The 19178-nt window shown below is 64.3% G+C and carries 18 protein-coding genes; 13 read left to right on the top strand and 5 right to left on the bottom strand.

All coding sequences use genetic code 11. The features are described 5' to 3' along the window. Positions 1-60 precede the first annotated feature (60 nt). The 6 genes from FLG15_RS23410 (at position 61) to FLG15_RS09960 (ending at position 4136) form a co-directional block, all read left to right on the top strand. On the top strand, positions 61-225 hold the full coding sequence (locus FLG15_RS23410) for a hypothetical protein (protein WP_209226946.1): 165 nt from the start codon (positions 61-63) through the stop codon (positions 223-225). After that, a complete protein-coding gene (locus FLG15_RS09980) occupies positions 222-680 on the top strand; it encodes an NUDIX hydrolase (RefSeq protein ID WP_057678137.1) in 459 nt (152 codons plus the stop codon). The genes FLG15_RS23410 and FLG15_RS09980 overlap by 4 nt, the downstream gene beginning before the upstream one ends. After that, complete coding sequence (gene mnmA / locus FLG15_RS09975; RefSeq protein WP_150146003.1) at positions 677-1813, top strand: tRNA 2-thiouridine(34) synthase MnmA; 1137 nt, start codon at positions 677-679, stop codon at positions 1811-1813. The genes FLG15_RS09980 and mnmA overlap by 4 nt, the downstream gene beginning before the upstream one ends. Continuing rightward, the gene (hflD, locus tag FLG15_RS09970; RefSeq protein WP_057678139.1) at positions 1813-2427 is read left to right on the top strand and encodes a high frequency lysogenization protein HflD; all 615 of its coding nucleotides are present in this window, start codon (positions 1813-1815) and stop codon (positions 2425-2427) included. The genes mnmA and hflD overlap by 1 nt, the downstream gene beginning before the upstream one ends. A 60-nt stretch (positions 2428-2487) precedes the next feature. Beyond that, positions 2488-3765, top strand: coding sequence for a methyl-accepting chemotaxis protein (locus FLG15_RS09965; protein WP_014090132.1), 1278 nt, complete (start codon positions 2488-2490; stop codon positions 3763-3765). Positions 3766-3851: 86 nt separating this feature from the next. Further along, the gene (locus tag FLG15_RS09960) at positions 3852-4136 is read left to right on the top strand and encodes a hypothetical protein (protein WP_039569866.1); all 285 of its coding nucleotides are present in this window, start codon (positions 3852-3854) and stop codon (positions 4134-4136) included. An 890-nt stretch (positions 4137-5026) separates the two neighbouring features. Here the strand turns inward: FLG15_RS09960 and FLG15_RS09955 are convergent. Continuing rightward, positions 5027-7813, bottom strand: coding sequence for a sensor domain-containing protein (locus tag FLG15_RS09955; protein ID WP_170922329.1), 2787 nt, complete (start codon positions 7811-7813; stop codon positions 5027-5029). A gap of 120 nt (positions 7814-7933) precedes the next feature. Here FLG15_RS09955 and FLG15_RS09950 point away from each other — a divergent pair, with 120 nt between their 5' ends. Next, positions 7934-10066 (top strand): sensor histidine kinase, encoded by a 2133-nt coding sequence (locus FLG15_RS09950; RefSeq protein WP_039569868.1) that lies wholly within the window; start codon positions 7934-7936, stop codon positions 10064-10066. A 3-nt stretch (positions 10067-10069) separates the two neighbouring features. Beyond that, entirely contained in the window at positions 10070-11791 is a 1722-nt protein-coding gene (locus FLG15_RS09945) for an EAL domain-containing protein (RefSeq protein WP_150146000.1), read from the top strand. Between the two features lie 133 nt (positions 11792-11924). Here FLG15_RS09945 and FLG15_RS09940 read toward each other — a convergent pair whose 3' ends face one another. The 4 genes from FLG15_RS09940 to flgA form a co-directional block, all read right to left on the bottom strand. Further along, positions 11925-13151: an ATP-binding protein gene (locus FLG15_RS09940; protein ID WP_150145997.1), complete on the bottom strand. Its 1227-nt coding sequence runs from the start codon at positions 13149-13151 to the stop codon at positions 11925-11927. 166 nt (positions 13152-13317) lie between these two features. After that, positions 13318-13650 carry a flagellar protein FlgN gene (locus FLG15_RS09935; protein ID WP_150145994.1) on the bottom strand — a complete coding sequence of 111 codons (333 nt, stop codon included), beginning with the start codon at positions 13648-13650 and terminating at the stop codon, positions 13318-13320. A gap of 15 nt (positions 13651-13665) precedes the next feature. After that, complete coding sequence (gene flgM / locus FLG15_RS09930) at positions 13666-13977, bottom strand: flagellar biosynthesis anti-sigma factor FlgM (protein WP_003482943.1); 312 nt, start codon at positions 13975-13977, stop codon at positions 13666-13668. Between the two features lie 66 nt (positions 13978-14043). Next, entirely contained in the window at positions 14044-14688 is a 645-nt protein-coding gene (gene flgA, locus FLG15_RS09925) for a flagellar basal body P-ring formation chaperone FlgA (RefSeq protein WP_008575794.1), read from the bottom strand. Between the two features lie 308 nt (positions 14689-14996). Between flgA and FLG15_RS09920 the strand changes: the two genes are divergently transcribed. The 5 genes from FLG15_RS09920 (at position 14997) to flgE (ending at position 19027) form a co-directional block, all read left to right on the top strand. Then, on the top strand, positions 14997-15941 hold the full coding sequence (locus tag FLG15_RS09920; protein WP_017154647.1) for a chemotaxis protein: 945 nt from the start codon (positions 14997-14999) through the stop codon (positions 15939-15941). Positions 15942-16256: 315 nt separating this feature from the next. Continuing rightward, positions 16257-16658, top strand: coding sequence for a flagellar basal body rod protein FlgB (gene flgB, locus FLG15_RS09915; RefSeq protein ID WP_003482950.1), 402 nt, complete (start codon positions 16257-16259; stop codon positions 16656-16658). Positions 16659-16661: 3 nt separating this feature from the next. Further along, a complete protein-coding gene (gene flgC, locus FLG15_RS09910) occupies positions 16662-17069 on the top strand; it encodes a flagellar basal body rod protein FlgC (RefSeq protein WP_005914451.1) in 408 nt (135 codons plus the stop codon). Between the two features lie 37 nt (positions 17070-17106). Continuing rightward, a complete protein-coding gene (locus tag FLG15_RS09905; protein WP_057679117.1) occupies positions 17107-17772 on the top strand; it encodes a flagellar hook assembly protein FlgD in 666 nt (221 codons plus the stop codon). 31 nt (positions 17773-17803) lie between these two features. Beyond that, positions 17804-19027 (top strand): flagellar hook protein FlgE, encoded by a 1224-nt coding sequence (gene flgE, locus FLG15_RS09900; RefSeq protein ID WP_003482957.1) that lies wholly within the window; start codon positions 17804-17806, stop codon positions 19025-19027. Positions 19028-19178 lie beyond the last annotated feature (151 nt).

The raw sequence follows: 19178 nt of genomic DNA, 5'->3' as shown, positions 1-19178 counted from the left end.
CATTGGACGATTTACGCTGTGGCCCGCACAATTTGTCTCCAATTCCTTGGCTGGCCCTTGATGACCGATCCCATGACCGCGCAGTTGCTGGCGCCGTCGTCGACCGCAGATGCCCTGATGCGCACCGTTCACGACGGCGCAGCCGTGCCGGGGTGGCACCGCAGTGCCGGTTACGTCGCACGAGCGGCGCCCTGGTGGCCCACCGCGCTGGAGCAGATTCGATGAGTACACCAGAGCAACGTTGGCATCCCGATGTGACAGTGGCCACAGTCGTGGTGCGCGATGGACGCTTGTTGCAGGTAGAAGAAGCCATCGGCGGCCGCTTGCTGCTGAACCAGCCTGCCGGGCATCTGGAGCCGGACGAAAGCCTGCAGGATGCCGCCGTACGCGAGACCCTGGAGGAGACTGGCTGGGACGTGCGCCTGACCCAGTTCATCGGGACCTACCAGTGGGTTGCGGCCAACGGGCAGTGCTTCTTGCGCTTTGCGTTCGTTGCCGATGCGCTGACCCATCACCCCGAACGCAGTCTGGACACCGGCGTGGTGCGCGCGTTGTGGATGACCCCGGACGAACTGCGCGCCTCCACCGAGCGCCTGCGCAGCCCGCTGGTGTGGGAGGTGGTCGCCGATTACCTGGCCGGGCAGCGCCATCCACTCTCCCTGGTGCGGCACATCGCATGAGTACGCCGCGCATTGTGGTGGGGGTGTCAGGCGGCGTGGATTCGTCCGTGGCGGCGTGGAAGCTGGCGCAGCAAGGCGAACCAATCGCCGGGCTGTTCATGCAGAACTGGGCCGACGACGGCAGCGGCGATTGCCGCGCCGAAGACGACCGTCGCGATGCGGTGGCGGTGTGTGGCGTGCTGGGCATCCCGTTTCATTTTCGCGACTTCTCCGGCGAATACTGGAGCGGCGTGTTCGAGCATTTCCTGGCCGAGTACGCGGCCGGACGCACGCCCAACCCCGACGTGTTGTGCAATCGCGAAGTGAAGTTCAAGCATTTTCTGGATGCGGCACAGGCGCTGGGTGCCGAGCGCATCGCCACCGGCCACTACGCGCAGGTGGCGCATCGCGGTGGGCGGTGGCGGCTGCTGCGTGGCGCCGACCGCGGCAAGGACCAGAGCTATTTCCTGCATCAGCTGGGGCAGACGCAGTTGGCCGCCACCCTGTTCCCGATCGGCGATCTGGAAAAAAGCAGGTTGCGCCGTATTGCCCAGGATGCCGGCTTGCCGACCCATGCCAAGAAGGATTCCACTGGCATCTGTTTCATCGGCGAGCGCGATTTCCGCGAGTTCCTGGGCCGCTATCTGCCCGCGCGCGCCGGCGAGATCCGCGATCCGCAGGGGCAGCGCATCGCCGAACATCCGGGGGTGTTCTACTTCACCCTGGGCCAGCGCGAGGGGCTGAACATCGGCGGCGTGCGCGGGCGGGCGGCCGCGCCGTGGTACGTGGTTGGCAAGGATGTGGCCAGCAATGTGCTGTATGTGGACCAGCACCGCGACAGCCCGCTGCTGCAATCGCACTGGCTCCGGTCCGAACAAGCCCACTGGGTGACCGGGGCGCCGCCGGCACGCCGGTTCAACTGCACTGCGCAGACGCGCTACCGTCAGCCCGACGAGCCCTGCACGGTGGATGTGCAGGACGATGGCAGCGTGCAGGTGCGCTTCGAACGGCCGCAACGGGCGGTGACGCCGGGGCAGTCGCTGGTGCTGTACGACGGGCAGGAATGCCTGGGCGGCGCGGTCATCGCGGCGACCGACGCACCGCTGGAACGCCAGTTGGCGGGATCTTCTTTTTCCTCTGAGGTAGTGGCTTGATGAGTGCTTCCATGGATCACCGTGTGCTGGCGCTTGCCGGGGTTGCTCAGGCCCTGCAACAAGTGCGGCGGATCGCCGAGACCGGGCATTCGGAAGCGGCGACGGTACGCACCGCCATGGACAGCGTGTTCCGTGTGGACGCTGCCTCGCCGGAGGCCGTGTACGGCTCGGCAGCGGCGCTGGCACCTGGCCTGCGCCTGTTGCACAACTACTTCCGCAACCAGGGCCAGGACGAAGTGCTGCCGCGCCTGGCACTGGCCGTGCTGCAGCTGGAGCGTCGGTTCGTACGCGATGCCAGCACCGTCGCCACTGTCGCCAGCGGAATCGACGCGGCAGCGCGCCAGGCCCAGCAACTGGGCGACAGCAGCCACCCCGATGTGTTGAGCGCGCTCGGCGGGCTGTACGCGCAGACCATCAGCCACCTGCGGCCCAAGGTCATGGTGCAAGGCAACCCGCACTACCTGGGCCAGGCGGGTGTGGTCGCGGAGATCCGCGCGCTGTTGCTGGCGGCAGTGCGCTCGGCGGTGCTGTGGCGGCAGATGGGCGGCAGCCTGTGGGATTTCCTGTTCGCCAAACGCGCAATGATCGAAGCGGTAGACCGCGCGTTGCGCTAACGGGCGCGAAAAACCGCCTACATCTGCGCGCTAGCGGCCGCTGAGCAGCGTCAACGGCGGTTGAACGGGCCAGGCGATGTGGCGATCGTCGCTAAAGACAACGGGGGCAGTGCCGATACAGCAACCGTGACTCTGCCGAGAACGCCCATGTATTCACGTCCACTCATCCGTCTAGCCGCCCCTTTGGCTCTGACCTTGCTGTTTCCTTTCGCTGTCGGATTCGACTGGCCCGCTTCGGTGCGCTGGGCGATCCTGGCGACCATGACCCTCAGTTGGTTGGGTTTCGCTGCCTGGGTGACGTATTCCCAGTTCCGGCCTAATCCGGACCAGGCCCGTATCCTGCGCGAGCAGGATCAACTGCTCAACGAACTGCGCACGTTCGTCAGCAACGAAGTCGACGGATCGCGCTCGGAAGTCGAGCGTGCCCGCGAACTGATCCGCCAGGCCGTGTCCGGCCTGGGTGGCAGCTTCGAAGCGATGAATCGTAAATCGCGTCAGCAAAGCCAGGCACTGGCCCGCATCGTCGACCGTGCCGGTGACGACGGCAGTGCCGGCGTCGACGTCGCCCGCTTCGCCCAGCATGCCAGCTCCCGCATGGAGCAGTTGGTGGAAGCGCTGGAACAGGTGAGCGGCCAAAGCACCAACACCGTCCATCACATCGATGAGATGGCGCAGCACCTGGACGGCATCTTCGCGCTGCTGGAAGACGTCAAGTCGATCGCCGACCAGACCAACCTGCTGGCCTTGAACGCCGCCATCGAAGCAGCACGTGCCGGTGAAGCCGGTCGCGGCTTCGCGGTGGTCGCCGACGAGGTGCGCAACCTGTCCGAGCGCTCCACCACCTTCAACGAGCAGATCCGCAAGCTGGCGCACAGCTCCAAGGAATCGATCGCCAAGGTGCGTGAAACGGTCTCGCAGCTGGCCTCGCGCCACATGGACCGCTCCCGCGAGGCGCGCCACGAATCGGCCGCTATGCTGGAGAACGTCGCCCAGATCAATGCTTCATTGGGCGATGGCATGCGCGAGATCTCCGAGTGCGCACGCTCGATCGATGGCAGCGTGGCCGAAGCGGTGCGTGCCCTGCAGTTCGAGGACATCGCCACGCAGACGCTGAGCGGCATCCACACCCACCTGGACCGCCTGACCGCGATCAACCGCGAAGCGGTGGCGCTGCAGGAACTGCTGCATCGCAATGGCGGCGTGTACGACAGCGACCTGGTCGCCGCGCTGGCCAAGGTGTCCAACCGCCTGCGCGACATGCGCGTGGAGTGGGAACGCCCGCCGCACAAGCCGGTGGCACAGCAAGGCATGGGTGCCGGCACGGTCGAGTTGTTCTAAGACTGATGTCGCCACGCAGCTGCTGATTCCGACATTCCCCGGCCTTCCGGGGATTTGTCGTTCCGTCACGACCTGGTGTTTCGCCCATGACACTTGTTGCCCCGAGCATCGATGCCCCTACCGCCGCACTGCAGGCCGCTGCGCTGGCAGCCGCACATGCCGAGCGCATCGCGCAAAGCGATGCCGCCAGGCCTGCACTGCGGCGTGTCCGCATGCCGGCCGCGCTGGAACGGCTGGAAAACAGCGCACGCGCGGAGCTGCTGGCCCTGATCAACCCGCGCCGCGTATGCAGCGAAGAAGAGCTGTTGTTCGCCACGGTGGCCTGGGATCTGGGTCTGGATGGTGCCGCGGTCAGCGGATCGGCGCGGTAAGCCCAGCGCCGTACAGCGGGGCGTGCCTCGGCAGGCGCTCCGCTGGTTGTTTCTACTGCCCGAGATCGACGCTTTTTGCACATGCATTGCCGCCAGGGTGCTTCCGCATCACCCCGTGCCGACTCGCAATACTCTGCGTACGCGGTACTGATCGCGCGCAGCATCAGGGTGAGCTCTCCCCTGCCCGTCTGCTCAGCCATTCTTGTGACCGAACGTGCGCCTTGGGTCGCTACAAGGGCAAACCCAACTACGTCCTTGTCGCCTAAGCAACCCAAGTCATTTCAGCAGTGGAAATCGACCCGTCAGTTGCGGCGATGCTGATGTGTCGCCTGGCTGCGGGATCCTTGCGCGCGCCTCATCGCAGGACAGATGCAACTACAGCCTGAAGAGCTTGCAGGGCATCCATTCCGTTCGAGTTCCTGCAATGGCGGGCGGGCAATGACCATCGAGATGGTCGCTGCGCGATCTGCGAGTGCATCAATCTTTGCTCTTCACTTGCCAACCAGGCAAGTCCCGGGTGCGATGTCCTCGCCGAGTGCGGAAGCGTTGGACCGGCATGGAGGTCGCCATCGAACTTCAATCGATGGACCCGCAGCTTGTCCTGCGAGCAGTGAGGCATCGCGCCAACTTCGACGCTGGGACGTTGTGGTGGTCTTGCAGCTTACGTCAGCTTGAGCGTCGTTGATGCCGCCACAACGTCTGTGTGGACGCCCTCATAGGTTGCCCTGTGGCTGGCGAGGCGCGGCATGCCCGACCTAACAAGTGATCAGCGGCGTTCGAACGCCGCGACGGCCTGCCATCTCTGATGTCTTCAAGCCAGTGGGCAATACACACCGGCTACTCGTAAGACGGCTGCTGCGGCTCAAACCCACGCAATGCCGCACACTGGGTCAGTTGGCAATGACCAGACGCGCGCCCAACCGCATGCCGGCGTCGGCTTCGCGCAACCACTGCGCCATGTCGCGCGGCGAGAGCGGGCGTGAGTAAAAATAGCCCTGGATTTCGTCGCAGCCCTGCTGGCGCAGCAGTGCGTCTTCCTGCACGGTTTCCACGCCTTCTGCGACTACCTGCATGCCGAGGGCGTGGCCCAGATGGACGATGGCCTGGGTGACTTCGGCCGTATTGGCGTCGTCGAGCATGCCTTGCACGAAGCTGCGGTCGATCTTCAGGCGCTGCACCGGGAAGCGATTGAGGTAATGCAGGTTCGAGAACCCGGTGCCGAAGTCGTCCACCGCCAGCAGCACGCCGTTCTGTTCGAACAATTCGAAGCAGCGGCGCAGCGAATCGGAGTCGCGAATCAAGGCAGATTCGGTCAGCTCCAGCTCCAGGCGCGAAGGCGGCCAGCCGTTGTCGCGGCAGATTTCCAGCACGCGCTCGGCAAAGCCGCGTTCACGCAATTGCACCGCAGACACATTCACCGCAACGCGGCTGAAATGCAGCCCGGCTCGATCCCAAACCACGGCCTGACGACACGCCTCGCCGATGACCCACTCGCCCAGACGCACGATCTCGCCGCATTCTTCGGCGATCGGGATGAATTCGACCGGGCTGCAGGGTCCGTGGCCAGGGCGATTCCAGCGCATCAGCGCTTCGATGGCCGGCGATGCATCGTCCACGGTGTTGACCAGCGGCTGGTAGACCAGCGTGAATTCTTCGCGCTCGAGCGCGCCTTGCAGCGCATGCTCCAGCTCCAGGCGGCGCTGCGCCCGCAGCAGCACGTCCTGGCTGTAGTAATGGTACGTATTGCGCCCAGATTCCTTGGCTGCATACATCGCCGCATCGGCGGCGCGCAGCAGGCTGTCGAAATCCGATAGCCCTTCGCCCTGCAGCGCGATGCCGATGCTGGCGCCGAGCTTGAGGGTGACATGCTCCTTGCGCAGCGGCTCGCCGAGCGCGGCAATCAATTTACGCGCCACGTGGCCGGCATCTTCGGGCTCGGACATATCGCGCAGCAGCACGATGAATTCGTCGTCGCTGAAGCGGCCGAACAGGTCGCTATTACGCAGATGTTGATGCAGGCGCGAGGAGGCCAGCTTGAGCAGGTTGTCGCCGGTGGCGTGGCCAAACGAATCGTTGATGCTCTTGAAGCCATCCAGATCGATCAACAGCATTGCCAATGTCTGGCCGCGCTCGTTCGCTTCGCGAATGGCGTTTTCTGCCTGCTCGCGCAACAAAAAGCGGTTCGGCAAACCGGTCAGACGGTCGTAGTGGGCAAGCAGCTCGATGCGCTCGTTGGCTTCGCGCTCGCGGGTGATATCGCGGAACAAGGCAACAAACCGCGGCGGCAAGCCCTCGCGACGATCCAGCTCGATCAGCACCTGCACCCAGACACGCTGGCCGGAGTTGCGATAGAAACACAGCTCCAGCTGCTCGGGCAGGCCGCCATCGGAGATACGCAGCAGCGCCGCCTCGAAAGCGTCGCGCGAATCCTGCGTGTACAGCGACAGCGCCTGCTCCAGGGTGATGGTTTCCTTGCGCAGGCCGTGAATGCGATAGCACTCCTCGGTCCATTGCATGCGCCGGGTGTCGACCTCGATCTCGCAGCCGCCGATCTTGCCCAACGCGGACACGCGGTTGAGCAGCTCGGTGCGCCAACGGATCAGCGCGTCGGTCTGGCGTTGTTCGGTGACGTTCTGCAGCTGGCCGAGCACGCGCACCATGCTGCCGTCGCCATCGAACACCGGCTGTGCCCACACGCGCAGATGATGCGGGTTGGCGCCGAGCAGGCCGTTGATTTCCAGTTCGAAATGCACCGGCATGCCTTCGTGCTTGATCTTGCGCCAGGCGCTGCGTAGCTGCGCAACCGAAGGCCCGGTCAGCAGGCGCAGGATGTCGCGGATGCCTTGCAGACGAACCTGGGTCATGCCGAGTTGTTGCAGGAAATCCTGCGACACCCACAGCGCATCGTGATGCGAATCCCAGCTCCAGCTTCCCATGCTGGCGATGCGCTGGGCTTCTTCGAGCTGTGCCTGCTGATCGCGCAGCTGCTGCTCGAGCAATTTGTGATGGTGCACGTCGGTATGCGTGCCGACCATGCGCAACGGACGTCCGTCGGCAGTGCGCGAGACCACGCGGCCGCGATCCAAGATCCAGCGCCACTGGCCGTCGTGCTGGCGTAGCCGAAATTCGGCCACATAGGTATCGGTGCGGCCTTCCAGATGCGCCTGCACCGCCGCGCTGACATGCGCGTGGTCTTCCGGATGAATCAGTCCGGACAAGGCAGTGAGATTGTTCGGCAGCGGCTGCTCGGAATACCCGAGCATGCGTGTCCAGCGCTCGGAGCGATACACCACATCGGCCGGAATATCCCAATCCCACAAACCGTGATCGGCGCTGTCCAGGCCTATCTCCCAGCGACTGGTGCCATCGGCACCCTTGGGTTCGGGAATGCTCAGGGTGAATGCCATGATCTGGCCGTGCTCGTCGCAGACCGCACGCAGCCAGCCTTCCAGCCGGCCGCCGCCGGTGCCCGGCAAGACGCAGGGCGCCATGCCCCCGCTCTCGGCCAGTTGGGCACGGCTGCTTTCCAACACATCGGCGTATGCGCCAAGGGTTGCCGGCAATCCGAGGGATTGCGCAACGCGGTTGGCCGCCAGAGGCTGGCCATGCGCATCCAACAACACCACCGCCGAGGTCAGCGGGTGCTGCAGCATGCTTGCAATGACGCCTGAGTCCACTCTGGAACACTCCGAAGAATCGACCCCGGCCTTCGGAGTCGCAATGGATAACGGCCGTGCCGGCGAATAGTTGAGCGGCCTGATGCGAGCTGGACCGTACCGGCCCGAGTTACGGATAAGATGGCCGCATCGCCAGCACTCAAGGTCGTCCGCGGATCCATGCAACAGCCCGTCGCCGCGCCCGCATTTTCGTCTGCCCCCGTCTCCTGCCTCCGTCTCGCCGAGCGCCTGCAGCAAGGCCTGTGGACACTGACCGGCCTGTACCTGCTGGTTGGCGTGATCTGGCTGCTGCTGGGCAACCGGCTGCTCAACCTGGCCGGCGCCGCCATGCCGGAGCGCTGGTCGGACGCGAGCTTTCTGGTGCTCTCCAGCATCGTCATCCACCTGGTGCTGCGCCGCTTCACCGGCTTGATCGTGGACGAGTACGCCAAGCTGGCGCAGTCCGAGGCGTTGCTGCAGGCCAAGTTCCTGGCTCTGCCCAGCCCGGCCTTCATTTACGACCTGGCCACCATGCGCATCCTCGACGCCAATCCGGCGGCGCTGGAATTCTTCGGCTGGGAGCGCGACGAGTTCCTGCAACAGACGCTGCAGGCGATCTGGCCCAATGCCGATGGCGAGCGGCTGGAAGAAATCATTGCGCAGATCCGTGGCAAGGGAGATGCAACGTGCGTGTTGAACGAAGACCTGATGACGCGCAGCGGCCCGCGACATGTCGAGGTGCGCAGCAACCAGCTGCACCTGGCCAGCGGCCCTGCCCGCCTGGTCGTCACCGTAGACCGCAGCGAGGAGCGCCGGGCGCAAGATCTGCGCGACGAGGCGCTCGAGCGTCTGGAGGAGGCGCAGAGCATCGCGCGGCTGGGCTCCTGGCAACTGGATCGCACGACCGGCCTGGGACGCTATTCGCCGGCGGTCTACCGCCTGCTGGGGCGCAGCGTGCCGATGCACCGTCGTGAGCATCGGCTGGAAGAATTGCTGACCGCCTCCGACAGCGCGACCCAGGTGCGCATCGAACGCATGATCGAAGACATGTGTACCGGTGGCGAGGTGCAGATCGATGTGCTGCTGCCGCTGACCGGCGGCGATTCGCAACCGCGCACGGTGCATCTGCGCGCCGAAAGCGTGACCAGCCCCAGCGGCGTGCGCCATGTGCACGGCACCTTGCAGGATGTGAGCGAACGCGAGCAATCGCGCCGGCTGCTGCGCGAACGCGAGGAGCAATTTCGCGAGTTGGTGCGCGTGCTGCCCGACGGTGTGCTGATTCTCGCCGACGAGCATGTGATGTACGCCAACGCGGCCGGCTCGGCCCAGTTCGGCTTTCAGGGCGAAACCATCCTGGGAGAACCGCTGCAGACCCTGGTGGGCGACACCGACCTGCCGGTGGTGCGCGAATACCTGCGCGCAGGCAGCGACCGCAATGAGCCGGTGTCCAGCGCACGCGCGATGCGTCGTCGCGACGGCAGCACCTTCTATGCAGGTCTGTCGGCCGGCGACATCCGCTATGGCGGACGCAGCTGCAAGTTGCTGGTGGTGCGCGATCTGAGCGAACCCGAGCGCATGCGCGACGCCCTGGCCGAGAGCAATGCCGAACTGCAGGCGATGGCCAAGCGTCTGTTTTCGTTGCAGGAAGATGAGCGGCGTGCCATCTCGCGCGACCTGCATGACGACATCGGGCAAGCGATCACTGCGATGAAGCTGTCCGCGCACGCGGCCCTGGATGAACCGGACGCGGACGCGCGCCGTGAGGACTTGCTGGAAGTCGTGTCGCTGGCCGACACCACGGTGACCAAGCTGCGCAACCTGTCGATGCTGTTGCGTCCGCCACAACTCGATGCCCTGGGCCTGGAGGCAGCGCTGCGCTGGCAGGCCTCGATGCTGTTTCGTGCCTCGCAAGTGCGCCTGGAGCTCGATATTCAGGCGCTTGAAGAAAGGCCGGGCAACGAGATCGAACAGGCCTGCTTCCGGATCGCGCAGGAAAGCCTGACCAATGCATTGCGACACGCCTGCGCCGGCGAAGTGCACCTGCGTCTGCATTCGATCGATGCCGATAGTTTCCGTCTGGAAGTCAGCGATGACGGCGATGGCTTCGAGCCGGAGGGTCCGCGTGGGCTGGGACTGATCGTGATGCGTGAGCGTGCGCAAACCGTCGGCGGCACGCTCGCGATAGAATCGGCTCCCGGAGCAGGCACGCGCGTGACGTTGCGCCTGCCCTATCACCCGGTCGGCGAGTCCGTCCACGACGATGGTGGACGTTGAGTCATGTGGAGCCCCGTAATCCCGCCCGGACTGGAAATCGTCAAGCCCACCCGGCTTGGCGCGGGCAATCCCGAGTTGCTGCACCTGGTGGACGCGGCCGCCTCCGGCGGCCCGCCGCTGATGATCTTCCATGTCGATATCGATCACTTCGCCTCGATCAACGAGAACATGAGTGGCGAGGTCGGCGACCAGGCGTTGACGCTGGCGGCGCGCAGGCTGCAGGAATTTCTCGGCACGCGCGGCAAGCTGTGGCGCCACGGCAGCGACGAAATGGTGATCGTGGCAGTGCGTCGCGACGACACTCCGCTGCCGGAAGATTTTGCCGAGGAGATCCGTCAGCAACTGGAACTGCCGCTGTCGGTGCTGCCGTACACCTTGTTCATGACCGGCAAGGTCGGCATCAGCCTGTGTCCCGAACATTCCACCTCATTGTCCACGCTGCTGGATTACGCCGAAGAAGCCAGCTACCAGGCCGCGCGCGAAGGCGGCAACACGGTGCGGCTGTACACGCGCAACTCGGCCACCAACGCGCATAGCGAAAGCATCATTGCGCGACAGATCGTCGATGCCATTCCGCATGGCGAGCTGCGCCTGCGCTATCAACCGCTGGTGAGCGCGCGCGATGGCCGCATCGTCGGCATGGAAGCGCTGCTGCGCTGGCAATCGCCCACCCTGGGCATGCTGGTGCCGGAACGCTTCATGCGTACCGCCGAGCGCCTGGGCGTGATCGTGCAGATCGGCGAATGGGTATTGCAGAACGCAGTACGCCAGGCGCGGCTGTGGCGCGACCAAGGTTTCGACGATTTCAGCATTGCAGTGAATGTTTCCACGCTGCAGCTGCTGCGCCCGGGCTTCTTCAACGAAGTGATGGCGATGCTGCAGACCGCCGGCGTGCCGGCGCAGTTCGTCACGCTGGAGATCAACGAAAGCGCGTTGACCAACAACGTCAACTTCGTCCACGAGACGATGGCCAACCTGCGCAATGAAGGCATCAGTCTGAGCCTGGACAACTTCGGCACCGGCGATTCCAGCCTGAGCGCACTGGTGCGCTACCCGGTGGACCGGCTCAAGATCGACCGCAGCTTCATCAAGAGCGCACCGGCCGGCAGCCGCGAGGCGGCGATTGCGCGCGCCATCATCGCCATGGGCCACCAGCTCGGCATGACGGTGATTGCCAATGGCGTGGAATCGCAGGCGCAGCTGGGCTTTTTGCGCCGCAACGATTGCGACATCTTCCAGGGCTACCTGTTCGGCGAGCCGATGTCGGCCGAGTCGGCCGGCATGGCACTGCGCCGGCGCTATCTGCGCCCGGAATCGTTCGCCGAAAGCCGCCCCGACCGCACGCTCTTGCTGCTGGACGACGAAGAAAACGTGCTGCGCTCGCTGGTGCGCCTGTTCCGTCGCGACGGTTACCGCATCCTGGCCACCGGCAACGTGCGCGACGCCTTCGACCTGCTCGCCACCAACGATGTGCAGGTGATCCTTTCGGACCAGCGCATGAGCGACATGAGCGGCACCGAATTCCTGGGCCGGGTCAAGATGCTCTACCCGGACACGGTGCGCCTGGTGCTGTCCGGCTACACCGACCTGGCCACCGTCACCGAGGCGATCAACCGCGGCGCGATCTACCGATTCCTGACCAAGCCCTGGAACGACGACGAGCTGCGCGAACATATTCGCCAGGCGTTCCGCACGCATGATGAGTTGCGGAACGGCCGGGAATAGGGAATCGGGAGTGGGAATCGGTAGAGCAGACCTCCGCGTGTTGTTGCTTCTCAGACACGCAGCCAGATCAAGCGAGCGAAAAGCTACCTTACCGATTCCCGATTCCCAACTCCCCATTCCCAGCGCGTCAGCGCTACCGCGGCTGCCGGATCGGTAGCGTGATCCTGAAACTGGCGCCCTGCCCCGGCGTGCTTTCCACGTCGATGCGGCCGTGGTGCTTGTTGATGATGCCGTAGGAAATCGACAGGCCCAAGCCGGTGCCGCTGCCGACCGGCTTGGTGGTGAAGAATGGGTCGAAGATGCGCTGCAACAGATCCGGGGCGATGCCGGCGCCGCTGTCCTGGAACTGGATCCAGACGTTTTCTGCTTCGTCGCGACCGGTGGTCACGGTGATCGTGCCGCGCTCGACGATGGCCTGGCCGGCGTTGAGCAGCATGTTCATGTAGACCTGGTTGAGCTCGGATGGCAGGCACTCCACCAGCGGCAGCTCGGCGTAGTTGCGCTCCAGTGTGACCTTGTACTTGAGCTCGTTCCAGATGATGTTGATGGTGGATTCCAGGCCCGCATGCAGGTCGACCATCTTCCACGACTCGGATCGGTCCGAGTACGAGAAGTCCTTGAGGTCGCGCACGATGCGCGTCACCCGCTCGATGCCTTCGCGCGATTCGGCCATCAATTGCGGCAGATCGCGGCTGATGAAGTCGATGTCGGCGCGATTGCGGATCTCGTCGATTTCCGGAATCAGCGCCTTGGGATCCGGTGCCTGCAGCGCGCGCTCGTAGGCTTCAATCAGGGTGAACAAGCTGCGCAGATATTCCTGCAGGCTGCCCAGATTGGAGTGCACATAACCGATCGGATTGTTGATTTCATGCGCCACACCTGCAGCCAGCTGGCCGATGGAGGCTATCTTTTCCGATTGCAGCAATTTGTCCTGCGCCCCGTTCAAGCGCAGATAGGCCTGGCGCAATTCGGCATGGCGCTGTTGCAGCTCGCGCTCGTAATCCTGCTGGCCTTCGATGTTGTGGAACAGCGCCAGAAAATGCCCGGGCCCGCACTCTTCGTTGTAATACAGGTGCGCGATGACCACCCGGTCGGCGACCGGCAGGCTGCCGGTCCAGCTGCCCTTGCTGCGCGCTTGATTGAGTGCGTCCGATGGCAATACCTGCGAGATGCGCTCGCCCAGGTTGCGATCGTCGGTGGGGTCTTCCTTGCACAGGCTCTGGCGTGCAATGGCATTGGCCAGAATCAGCTTTCCGTCTGCGCGGAACAGCAGCAGCCCCTCCATCATCTGGTCGCCGAAGGCGCGCAGGATATCCGGGGACGGCAATAAGGCTTGATTGAGAAAAAACTTGGCGGTCACGGGAGCAGGCGGCGTAGAGGATGCCTCAATATACGCCGAACCATTGACGCTCCGTATCGTCGTCGTGCATTACCCGGCGATGCGACGCAGAACGAACGGCACCTGCCTGCTCGCCCAGGCCTGCGGCGCCATCTGCAGCCCGGTGCGCTGCAAGACAGCCTGCAACTCAGGCCACTGCCAACGAACGCCCGCCGCGCAACACGCTCGATTGCCCCTTGGCATCGTAGGACGGCGCACTTTCGGTGCGGCCCAGGTGACGCAGCGCCCAGTTCACTTCACGGCGCCGGCGTGCCAGCAGCGCGCCATTGGCGCGATTGGCTTCGGCCAGCTCACGCAGCCGCTTTTCTTCGCCTGCAGGCATCGCCGCTTCCAGCGCTTGCAGCGCCGACAGCTTGTCCTGCGTATGTCGCATCAGCCCATCGATGTCGTTCTCGAGTAATGCCTGGCGTTCGCCGGCCAGCGCATCGCTGAGACGTTGCAGGAACTCGTTCACGTTCATCCTTTCAGTCGGGGATCAACCCGCCAGTTGCTGATTCAGATCCATCATGCGGCTGGCGATGGCGTCCGGGTTGATGGAATAGCTGCCGTTCTGCAATGCATCCTTCACCGCCTGGACGCGACCGGTGTCGATCGCCGAGGACTGCGAAAGCTCGCGCTGCAGGTTCTGCAGGTTGGTGGCTTCGCCGGTCAACTTGACGCTGTCGGTCGGCGGGGTTGCGGCAACCGGGGACGCGCGATCTTCGCCGGCCGAAGCGATCTTGCTGCTGGTGGCCGTGGTGCGAAGGGTGGCAGCGGTCGGTAGATTGCCTTCGATTTTCTGGGTCATGTCAGGAACTCCTCTACAGGTCGTAGGGGATAACGGCACCCAGAAAAAAAACTTTATAGAAATTTTTTACCTGGAGACCACAACGGTTCCGCTCGCTTCAACGATGCCCTGCACCACCCGGCGCGAGGACGAATTTTCCACCGACACGCGCTCGTTTTCGCCGGCGTCCGACAGGGCGCGACCACTCATGCGCACCTCCAGCCCGCCATTGCGCGAGACCAGCGGGACGGTGTCGCCGCGCCGGACCAACCGCTGCGTCACCAGATCGTTGGCAGAGAGCAGTGAGCCGGCCGGCAGGACGCGCCGGGCGGTCTTGCCCACCGCAGCCACCGGATCGGCCAGCACCGCGCCGACGATGCGGGCGGCGTCACGCTTCTCGATACTGATATCGGCCAGCGAGATGGTTTCTCCAGCGCTGATGCCGCGGCGCAAGACCAGCACGTCCTGGTTGCGACGCACCTTCAACGGCACGAACAGGCGCCAGCCGGCCGGCTGCGGGCACGCCACTTCCACCGTATTGGTGCCGGTGGGCTGCGCCTGCAGCGCGATCGGGCAAGCCGGCATGCGCAGGCCCGGATCGAGCGTGGCCTCGGCCTCGGCGTCCGGGCCGACGGTGGCCAGCGCCGCCGCACGGATGGAATCGACAGACTGATAGCTCTGGGCCCAGGCCGGAGCGGCAGCCAACAAGATGACAAGCAGGAGCAGGCGCATGGGACCAGATCCGGAGGAAGACGGGACAGGCAGTGCAAGCGGCGTGCCTGTTTTCGAATCGGGAATCGGGAATCGGGAATGGGGAATCGGTTGGTGGCGTGAGAGGTGGTCGGCCTTCGTTGCCGCCGTGCGATTTACTAGGTGAAAGTTATCAGCAAGCAAAGTCACTGCCCTTCGCCTCGGGCTTGCTGCGGAAAGCCCACCCCTCGCTTTTACGATTCCCCATTCCCGACTCCCCATTCCCGACAGCGCCCCCAACCACCCACAAAGCCCTCAAGTTTCCCGAGGGCGCTGTCGATATCTGCCCCATGACCCACGATCTGCTCAATCGCATCGACCAGCGCACGCGACTGGCTGGCCACAATCGACTGGCCCTGCTGCTGTTCCGGCTGGGCGGACGCCAGCTTTTTGGCGTCAACGTCTTCAAGGTGCAGGAAGTGCTGCGCCGGCCGGAATTGTTCCAGGTGCCTGGCTTGCCGACCGAGTTCGCCGGCGTGGCCGACGTGCGTGGGCGTTCGGTGCCGGTGCTGGATCTGGGCCTGGCCATCGGCCACCCGGAACGCGACTCGCATTCGGACAACGGTCCCGGCTACTTGGTCGTTGCCGAGTTCAACCGCTCGGTCCAGGGCTTTTTGGTCAGTGGCGTGGAGCGCATCGTCAATATTGCGGTGGAAGATATCCACCCGCCGCCGGAACTCGGTGCCGAAGCCACTTATTTGACGGCGGTGACGCGCTTCCAGGGCGAGCTGATCCAGGTCATCGACGTGGAGAGCGTGCTGGCCGATATCGCCAAGGTCAGCAAGGACGTGCAATTGGATCCCTCGCTGCAGCTGGTGGCCTACGACCGCCAGTTCCAGGTACTGGTGGTGGACGATTCACGGGTGGCGCGCCAGCAGATCCGCAGCGTGCTCGACCAGTTGGGCGTTTCGGCCACCCTGCTGTCCGACGGACGCCAGGCGCTGGACCATCTGCTGCAGGTGGCCGCCTCGGGCGAAAACCCGGCCGACCGCTACGCCATGGTGATCTCCGACATCGAAATGCCGGCAATGGACGGCTATACGCTGACGACGGAAATCCGGCGCACCCCGGGCCTGCAAGGCCTGTACGTGCTGTTGCACACCTCTTTGTCGGGCGTGTTCAACAACGCGATGGTCGAGCAGGTGGGCGCGAACGCCTTCGTGGCCAAGTACAGCGCCCACGAACTGGCCGACTATGTGCTGGCCCGCCTGAAAGTGGTCGCTGAAGCGGCCTGATCACACCTTTGGGCCGTGCAGTCGCTGAGACGCAGGCGGCGCTCTCCCGCGCCTGTTCCCGCACAAAGGCGCCCGGTGGTGGAATTGCAGCGGCGTGAGCTTCCCCTCGCTAGGTCCTGATTCCTGCCAGGCAGGCTGGCCGGCCTGCACATTGCATAGCTAATACCTGCAGCTGCCAGCGGGCGACTATGTCGCGATCTCTGCCCGGCAAGCCCGTTTTCCGTTGCTCCGGGTGCTCTCCCGGCGCGGTTCCTCCCCACTTCGATTTGGCACAAACATTGCTTCCTCCCTGGCAACACTTCGCGGGAGAGCACCGTGTCCAGCCCCTTCTCTTCGTTCCTCGGCGTCCATGGCGACGCGTTGACGCTGCGCGAGCAGCGCATGAAGCTCATTGCCAGCAACCTGAGCAATGTGGACACGCCTGGGTACAAGGCCAAGGACCTGAACTTCGAGGCGGCGCTGAAGTCGGCGCAGGGCGAGCAGGACGGCGGTCTGCTGCAGACCACCGACGCCAAGCATTACGAAGTCGGCGGCGGTGCCGGGCTCAACCCCTTCCAGTTCACCCGCGAAGCCGATCAGCCCAGCCTTGACGGCAATACCGTCGATCCCGACGCCGAACGCGCCGCCTACGGCCGCGCCGCGCTGGAATACCGCGCGTCGCTGAGCTTCCTCGAATCCAAGGTGCGCTCGATGCTCACCGCGATCACGGGCCAATAAGTCATGAGCAATCTTCCCATCTTCGATGTGGCCGGCTCGGCCCTGCACGCGCAGTCGGTGCGGCTGAGCACCATCGCGTCCAACCTGGCCAATGCCGATTCGGTCGCCGGTTCGGCCGAGGCGACCTACAAGCCGATCGAGCCGATCTTCCAGGCCCAGCAAAGCCGCCAGGACCCCAGCCTAACCTCGGTGAACGTCAAGGAGATCACCACCACCAATGCGCCGCCGATCCGCCGCTACGAACCCGGCCACCCGCTGGCTGACGCCGACGGCTATGTGTTCTCGCCCGACGTGGATCCGGTTTCGCAGATGGTCAACATGATTTCCGCCTCGCGCAATTACCAGGCAGGCGTGGAAATGCTCAATACCGCCAAGGAACTGGCGCTCGCAACCCTGACCATGGGTCGCTGACCCTTCCTAGCTGACCCTTACCAACGGAATACTCCACATGAGCACGATCGGCAGCGATCTCTACAAAAGTCTAGGCCTGACCAGCAGCAGCACCGTCGCCAAGAAGGAAGAAGCGCTCGGCCAGGCCGACTTCCTCAAATTGATGACCGAACAGCTGCAGCATCAAGACCCGCTCAAGCCGATGGAAAACAGCGCGTTTCTTGGGCAATTGGCGCAGTTTTCCACCGTGCAGGGCATTGGCGACCTCAATACCAAGGTCAGCAACTTTTCCGATTCGATGAACAGCGACCAGGTACTCAAGGGCGCGGCACTGGTTGGCCACAATGTGCTGGTGCCCTCGGCGCAGGTGGCGATCGATGCCACCGGCTCGGCCAAGGGCGTGGTCGCCGCGACCTCGGCCGGTTTCGTCAATTTCGAAATCACCGATGCCAACGGCACCTTCGTCAAGCAGATCAGCGTGCCGGCCAGCGCCGCCGGTGAGGTGTCGTTTGACTGGGATGGCACCGACGCCAACGGCAATCGCATGGCGGCCGGCAAATACGGGGTGACGGCCACCCAGACCGACACCGCCGGCTCCAAAAGCAAGTTGTCTACCTATGTCCAGGCACCGGTGGACAGCGTCACGATCGGCTCGGACGGTTTGTATCTCAACCTGACCGGGCTGGGCACTTCCCCGCTCGCCAACGTGCTCCGCGTCAGCTGAGCCGGCAACCAATATCTAAAGGAACTCATCCATGGGCTTCAATACCTCGTTGTCCGGCATCAACGCAGCCAATGCCGATCTGAACGTCACCTCCAACAACATCGCCAACGTCAACACGACCGGGTTCAAAGAATCGCGCGCCGAGTTTGCCGACATGTTCCAGAGCACCAGCTATGGCCTGTCGCGCAATGCGGTCGGTTCGGGCGTGCGCGTCAGCAACGTGGCGCAGCAGTTCTCGCAGGGCAATATCGACCCGACCGGACGCAGCCTGGACCTGGCGGTCTCCGGCGAAGGCTTCTTCACCGTCTCTTCCAACGGCGCCAAGATGTATACCCGCGCCGGCAATTTCCAGACCGACGCCAACGGCTATGTGGTCAACCCGCAGGGCGCACGCCTGCAGGTATTTGCGCCCAACCCCAGCGGCAACGGGTTCGACGTGGGCCGCCTGTCGGACCTGCAGTTGCTGACCACCGACAGCCCGCCCAAATCCACCTCGACGGTCAACCTGGCCTTCACCCTGCCCGGCAATGCCACCGCGCCGACGGTGACCCCGTTCAACCCGGCCGACGACAAGACCTATAGCCACTCCACCGGCGGCATCAATGTCTACGACTCGCTGGGCGTCAGCCATGTGCAGACCTCCTACTTCGTCAAGACCGCCAACCCCAACGAGTGGCAGGTCTACAACTACGTGGACGGCGCTGCGGTCGGTGCCCCGACCACCCTGCAGTTCTCCGATACCGGCGCGCTGACCACCCCGGCCAACGGCATCATCGCGATGGACCCGTTCACCCCGAGCACCGGCGCGGGCGTGCTGAACATGCAGCTCAACGTCACTGGCTCCACCCAGTACGGCGAAGCCTTCGCCCTGCGCGATACGCGCCAGGACGGCTACGCCAGCGGCAAGCTCAACGAGATCAGCATCGACACCAGCGGCGTGGTGTTCGCACGCTATTCCAATGGCGCGGACAAGCCGCTGGGCCAGGTCGCGCTGAGCAGCTTCGTCAATCCGCAGGGCCTGCAGTCGCAGGGCAACAACATGTGGGCCGAGAGCTACACCTCCGGTGCCGCCCGCACCGGCGCGCCGGACACCTCGGACCTGGGCCAGATCGAATCCGGCTCGCTGGAAGCCTCCACGGTGGACCTGACCGAGCAGCTGGTGAACATGATCGTGGCCCAGCGCAACTTCCAGGCCAACTCGCAGATGATCTCGACCCAGGATCAGGTCACGCAGACGATCATCAATATCCGTTAAAAGCCGGGAATGGGGAATCGGGAGTAGGGAATCGTAAGAGCTGGCATCGCGTGTATTAGATGCCAGCCTTGCACCCTACTCTCCCAGCTTCCCGCGACCCGCTTTTGCGATTCCCGATTCCCGATTCCCGATTCCCGATTCCCGATTCCCG

The organism is Xanthomonas phaseoli pv. dieffenbachiae, from assembly GCF_008639345.1.
In the GTDB taxonomy this organism is placed as follows: Bacteria; Pseudomonadota; Gammaproteobacteria; order Xanthomonadales; family Xanthomonadaceae; genus Xanthomonas; species Xanthomonas phaseoli.
Note: the sequence above shows the minus strand (reverse complement) of the source record. Positions and strands in the feature narration are given on the sequence as shown.

Bases quoted from the DNA above. Each gene is read 5' to 3' on its own strand.
- flgA (WP_008575794.1), bottom strand. From the start codon at position 14,688: ATGCGCCTGCTCCTGCTTGTCATCTTGTTGGCTGCCGCTCCGGCCTGG.
- mnmA (WP_150146003.1), top strand. From the start codon at position 677: ATGAGTACGCCGCGCATTGTGGTGGGGGTGTCAGGCGGCGTGGATTCG.
- flgE (WP_003482957.1), top strand. From the start codon at position 17,804: ATGGGCTTCAATACCTCGTTGTCCGGCATCAACGCAGCCAATGCCGAT.
- FLG15_RS09980 (WP_057678137.1), top strand. From the start codon at position 222: ATGAGTACACCAGAGCAACGTTGGCATCCCGATGTGACAGTGGCCACA.
- FLG15_RS23410 (WP_209226946.1), top strand. From the start codon at position 61: ATGACCGATCCCATGACCGCGCAGTTGCTGGCGCCGTCGTCGACCGCA.
- flgC (WP_005914451.1), top strand. From the start codon at position 16,662: ATGAGCAATCTTCCCATCTTCGATGTGGCCGGCTCGGCCCTGCACGCG.
- FLG15_RS09945 (WP_150146000.1), top strand. From the start codon at position 10,070: ATGTGGAGCCCCGTAATCCCGCCCGGACTGGAAATCGTCAAGCCCACC.
- FLG15_RS09960 (WP_039569866.1), top strand. From the start codon at position 3,852: ATGACACTTGTTGCCCCGAGCATCGATGCCCCTACCGCCGCACTGCAG.
- flgM (WP_003482943.1), bottom strand. From the start codon at position 13,977: ATGACCCAGAAAATCGAAGGCAATCTACCGACCGCTGCCACCCTTCGC.
- FLG15_RS09920 (WP_017154647.1), top strand. From the start codon at position 14,997: ATGACCCACGATCTGCTCAATCGCATCGACCAGCGCACGCGACTGGCT.
- hflD (WP_057678139.1), top strand. From the start codon at position 1,813: ATGAGTGCTTCCATGGATCACCGTGTGCTGGCGCTTGCCGGGGTTGCT.
- FLG15_RS09905 (WP_057679117.1), top strand. From the start codon at position 17,107: ATGAGCACGATCGGCAGCGATCTCTACAAAAGTCTAGGCCTGACCAGC.
- FLG15_RS09950 (WP_039569868.1), top strand. From the start codon at position 7,934: ATGGCCGCATCGCCAGCACTCAAGGTCGTCCGCGGATCCATGCAACAG.
- FLG15_RS09935 (WP_150145994.1), bottom strand. From the start codon at position 13,650: ATGAACGTGAACGAGTTCCTGCAACGTCTCAGCGATGCGCTGGCCGGC.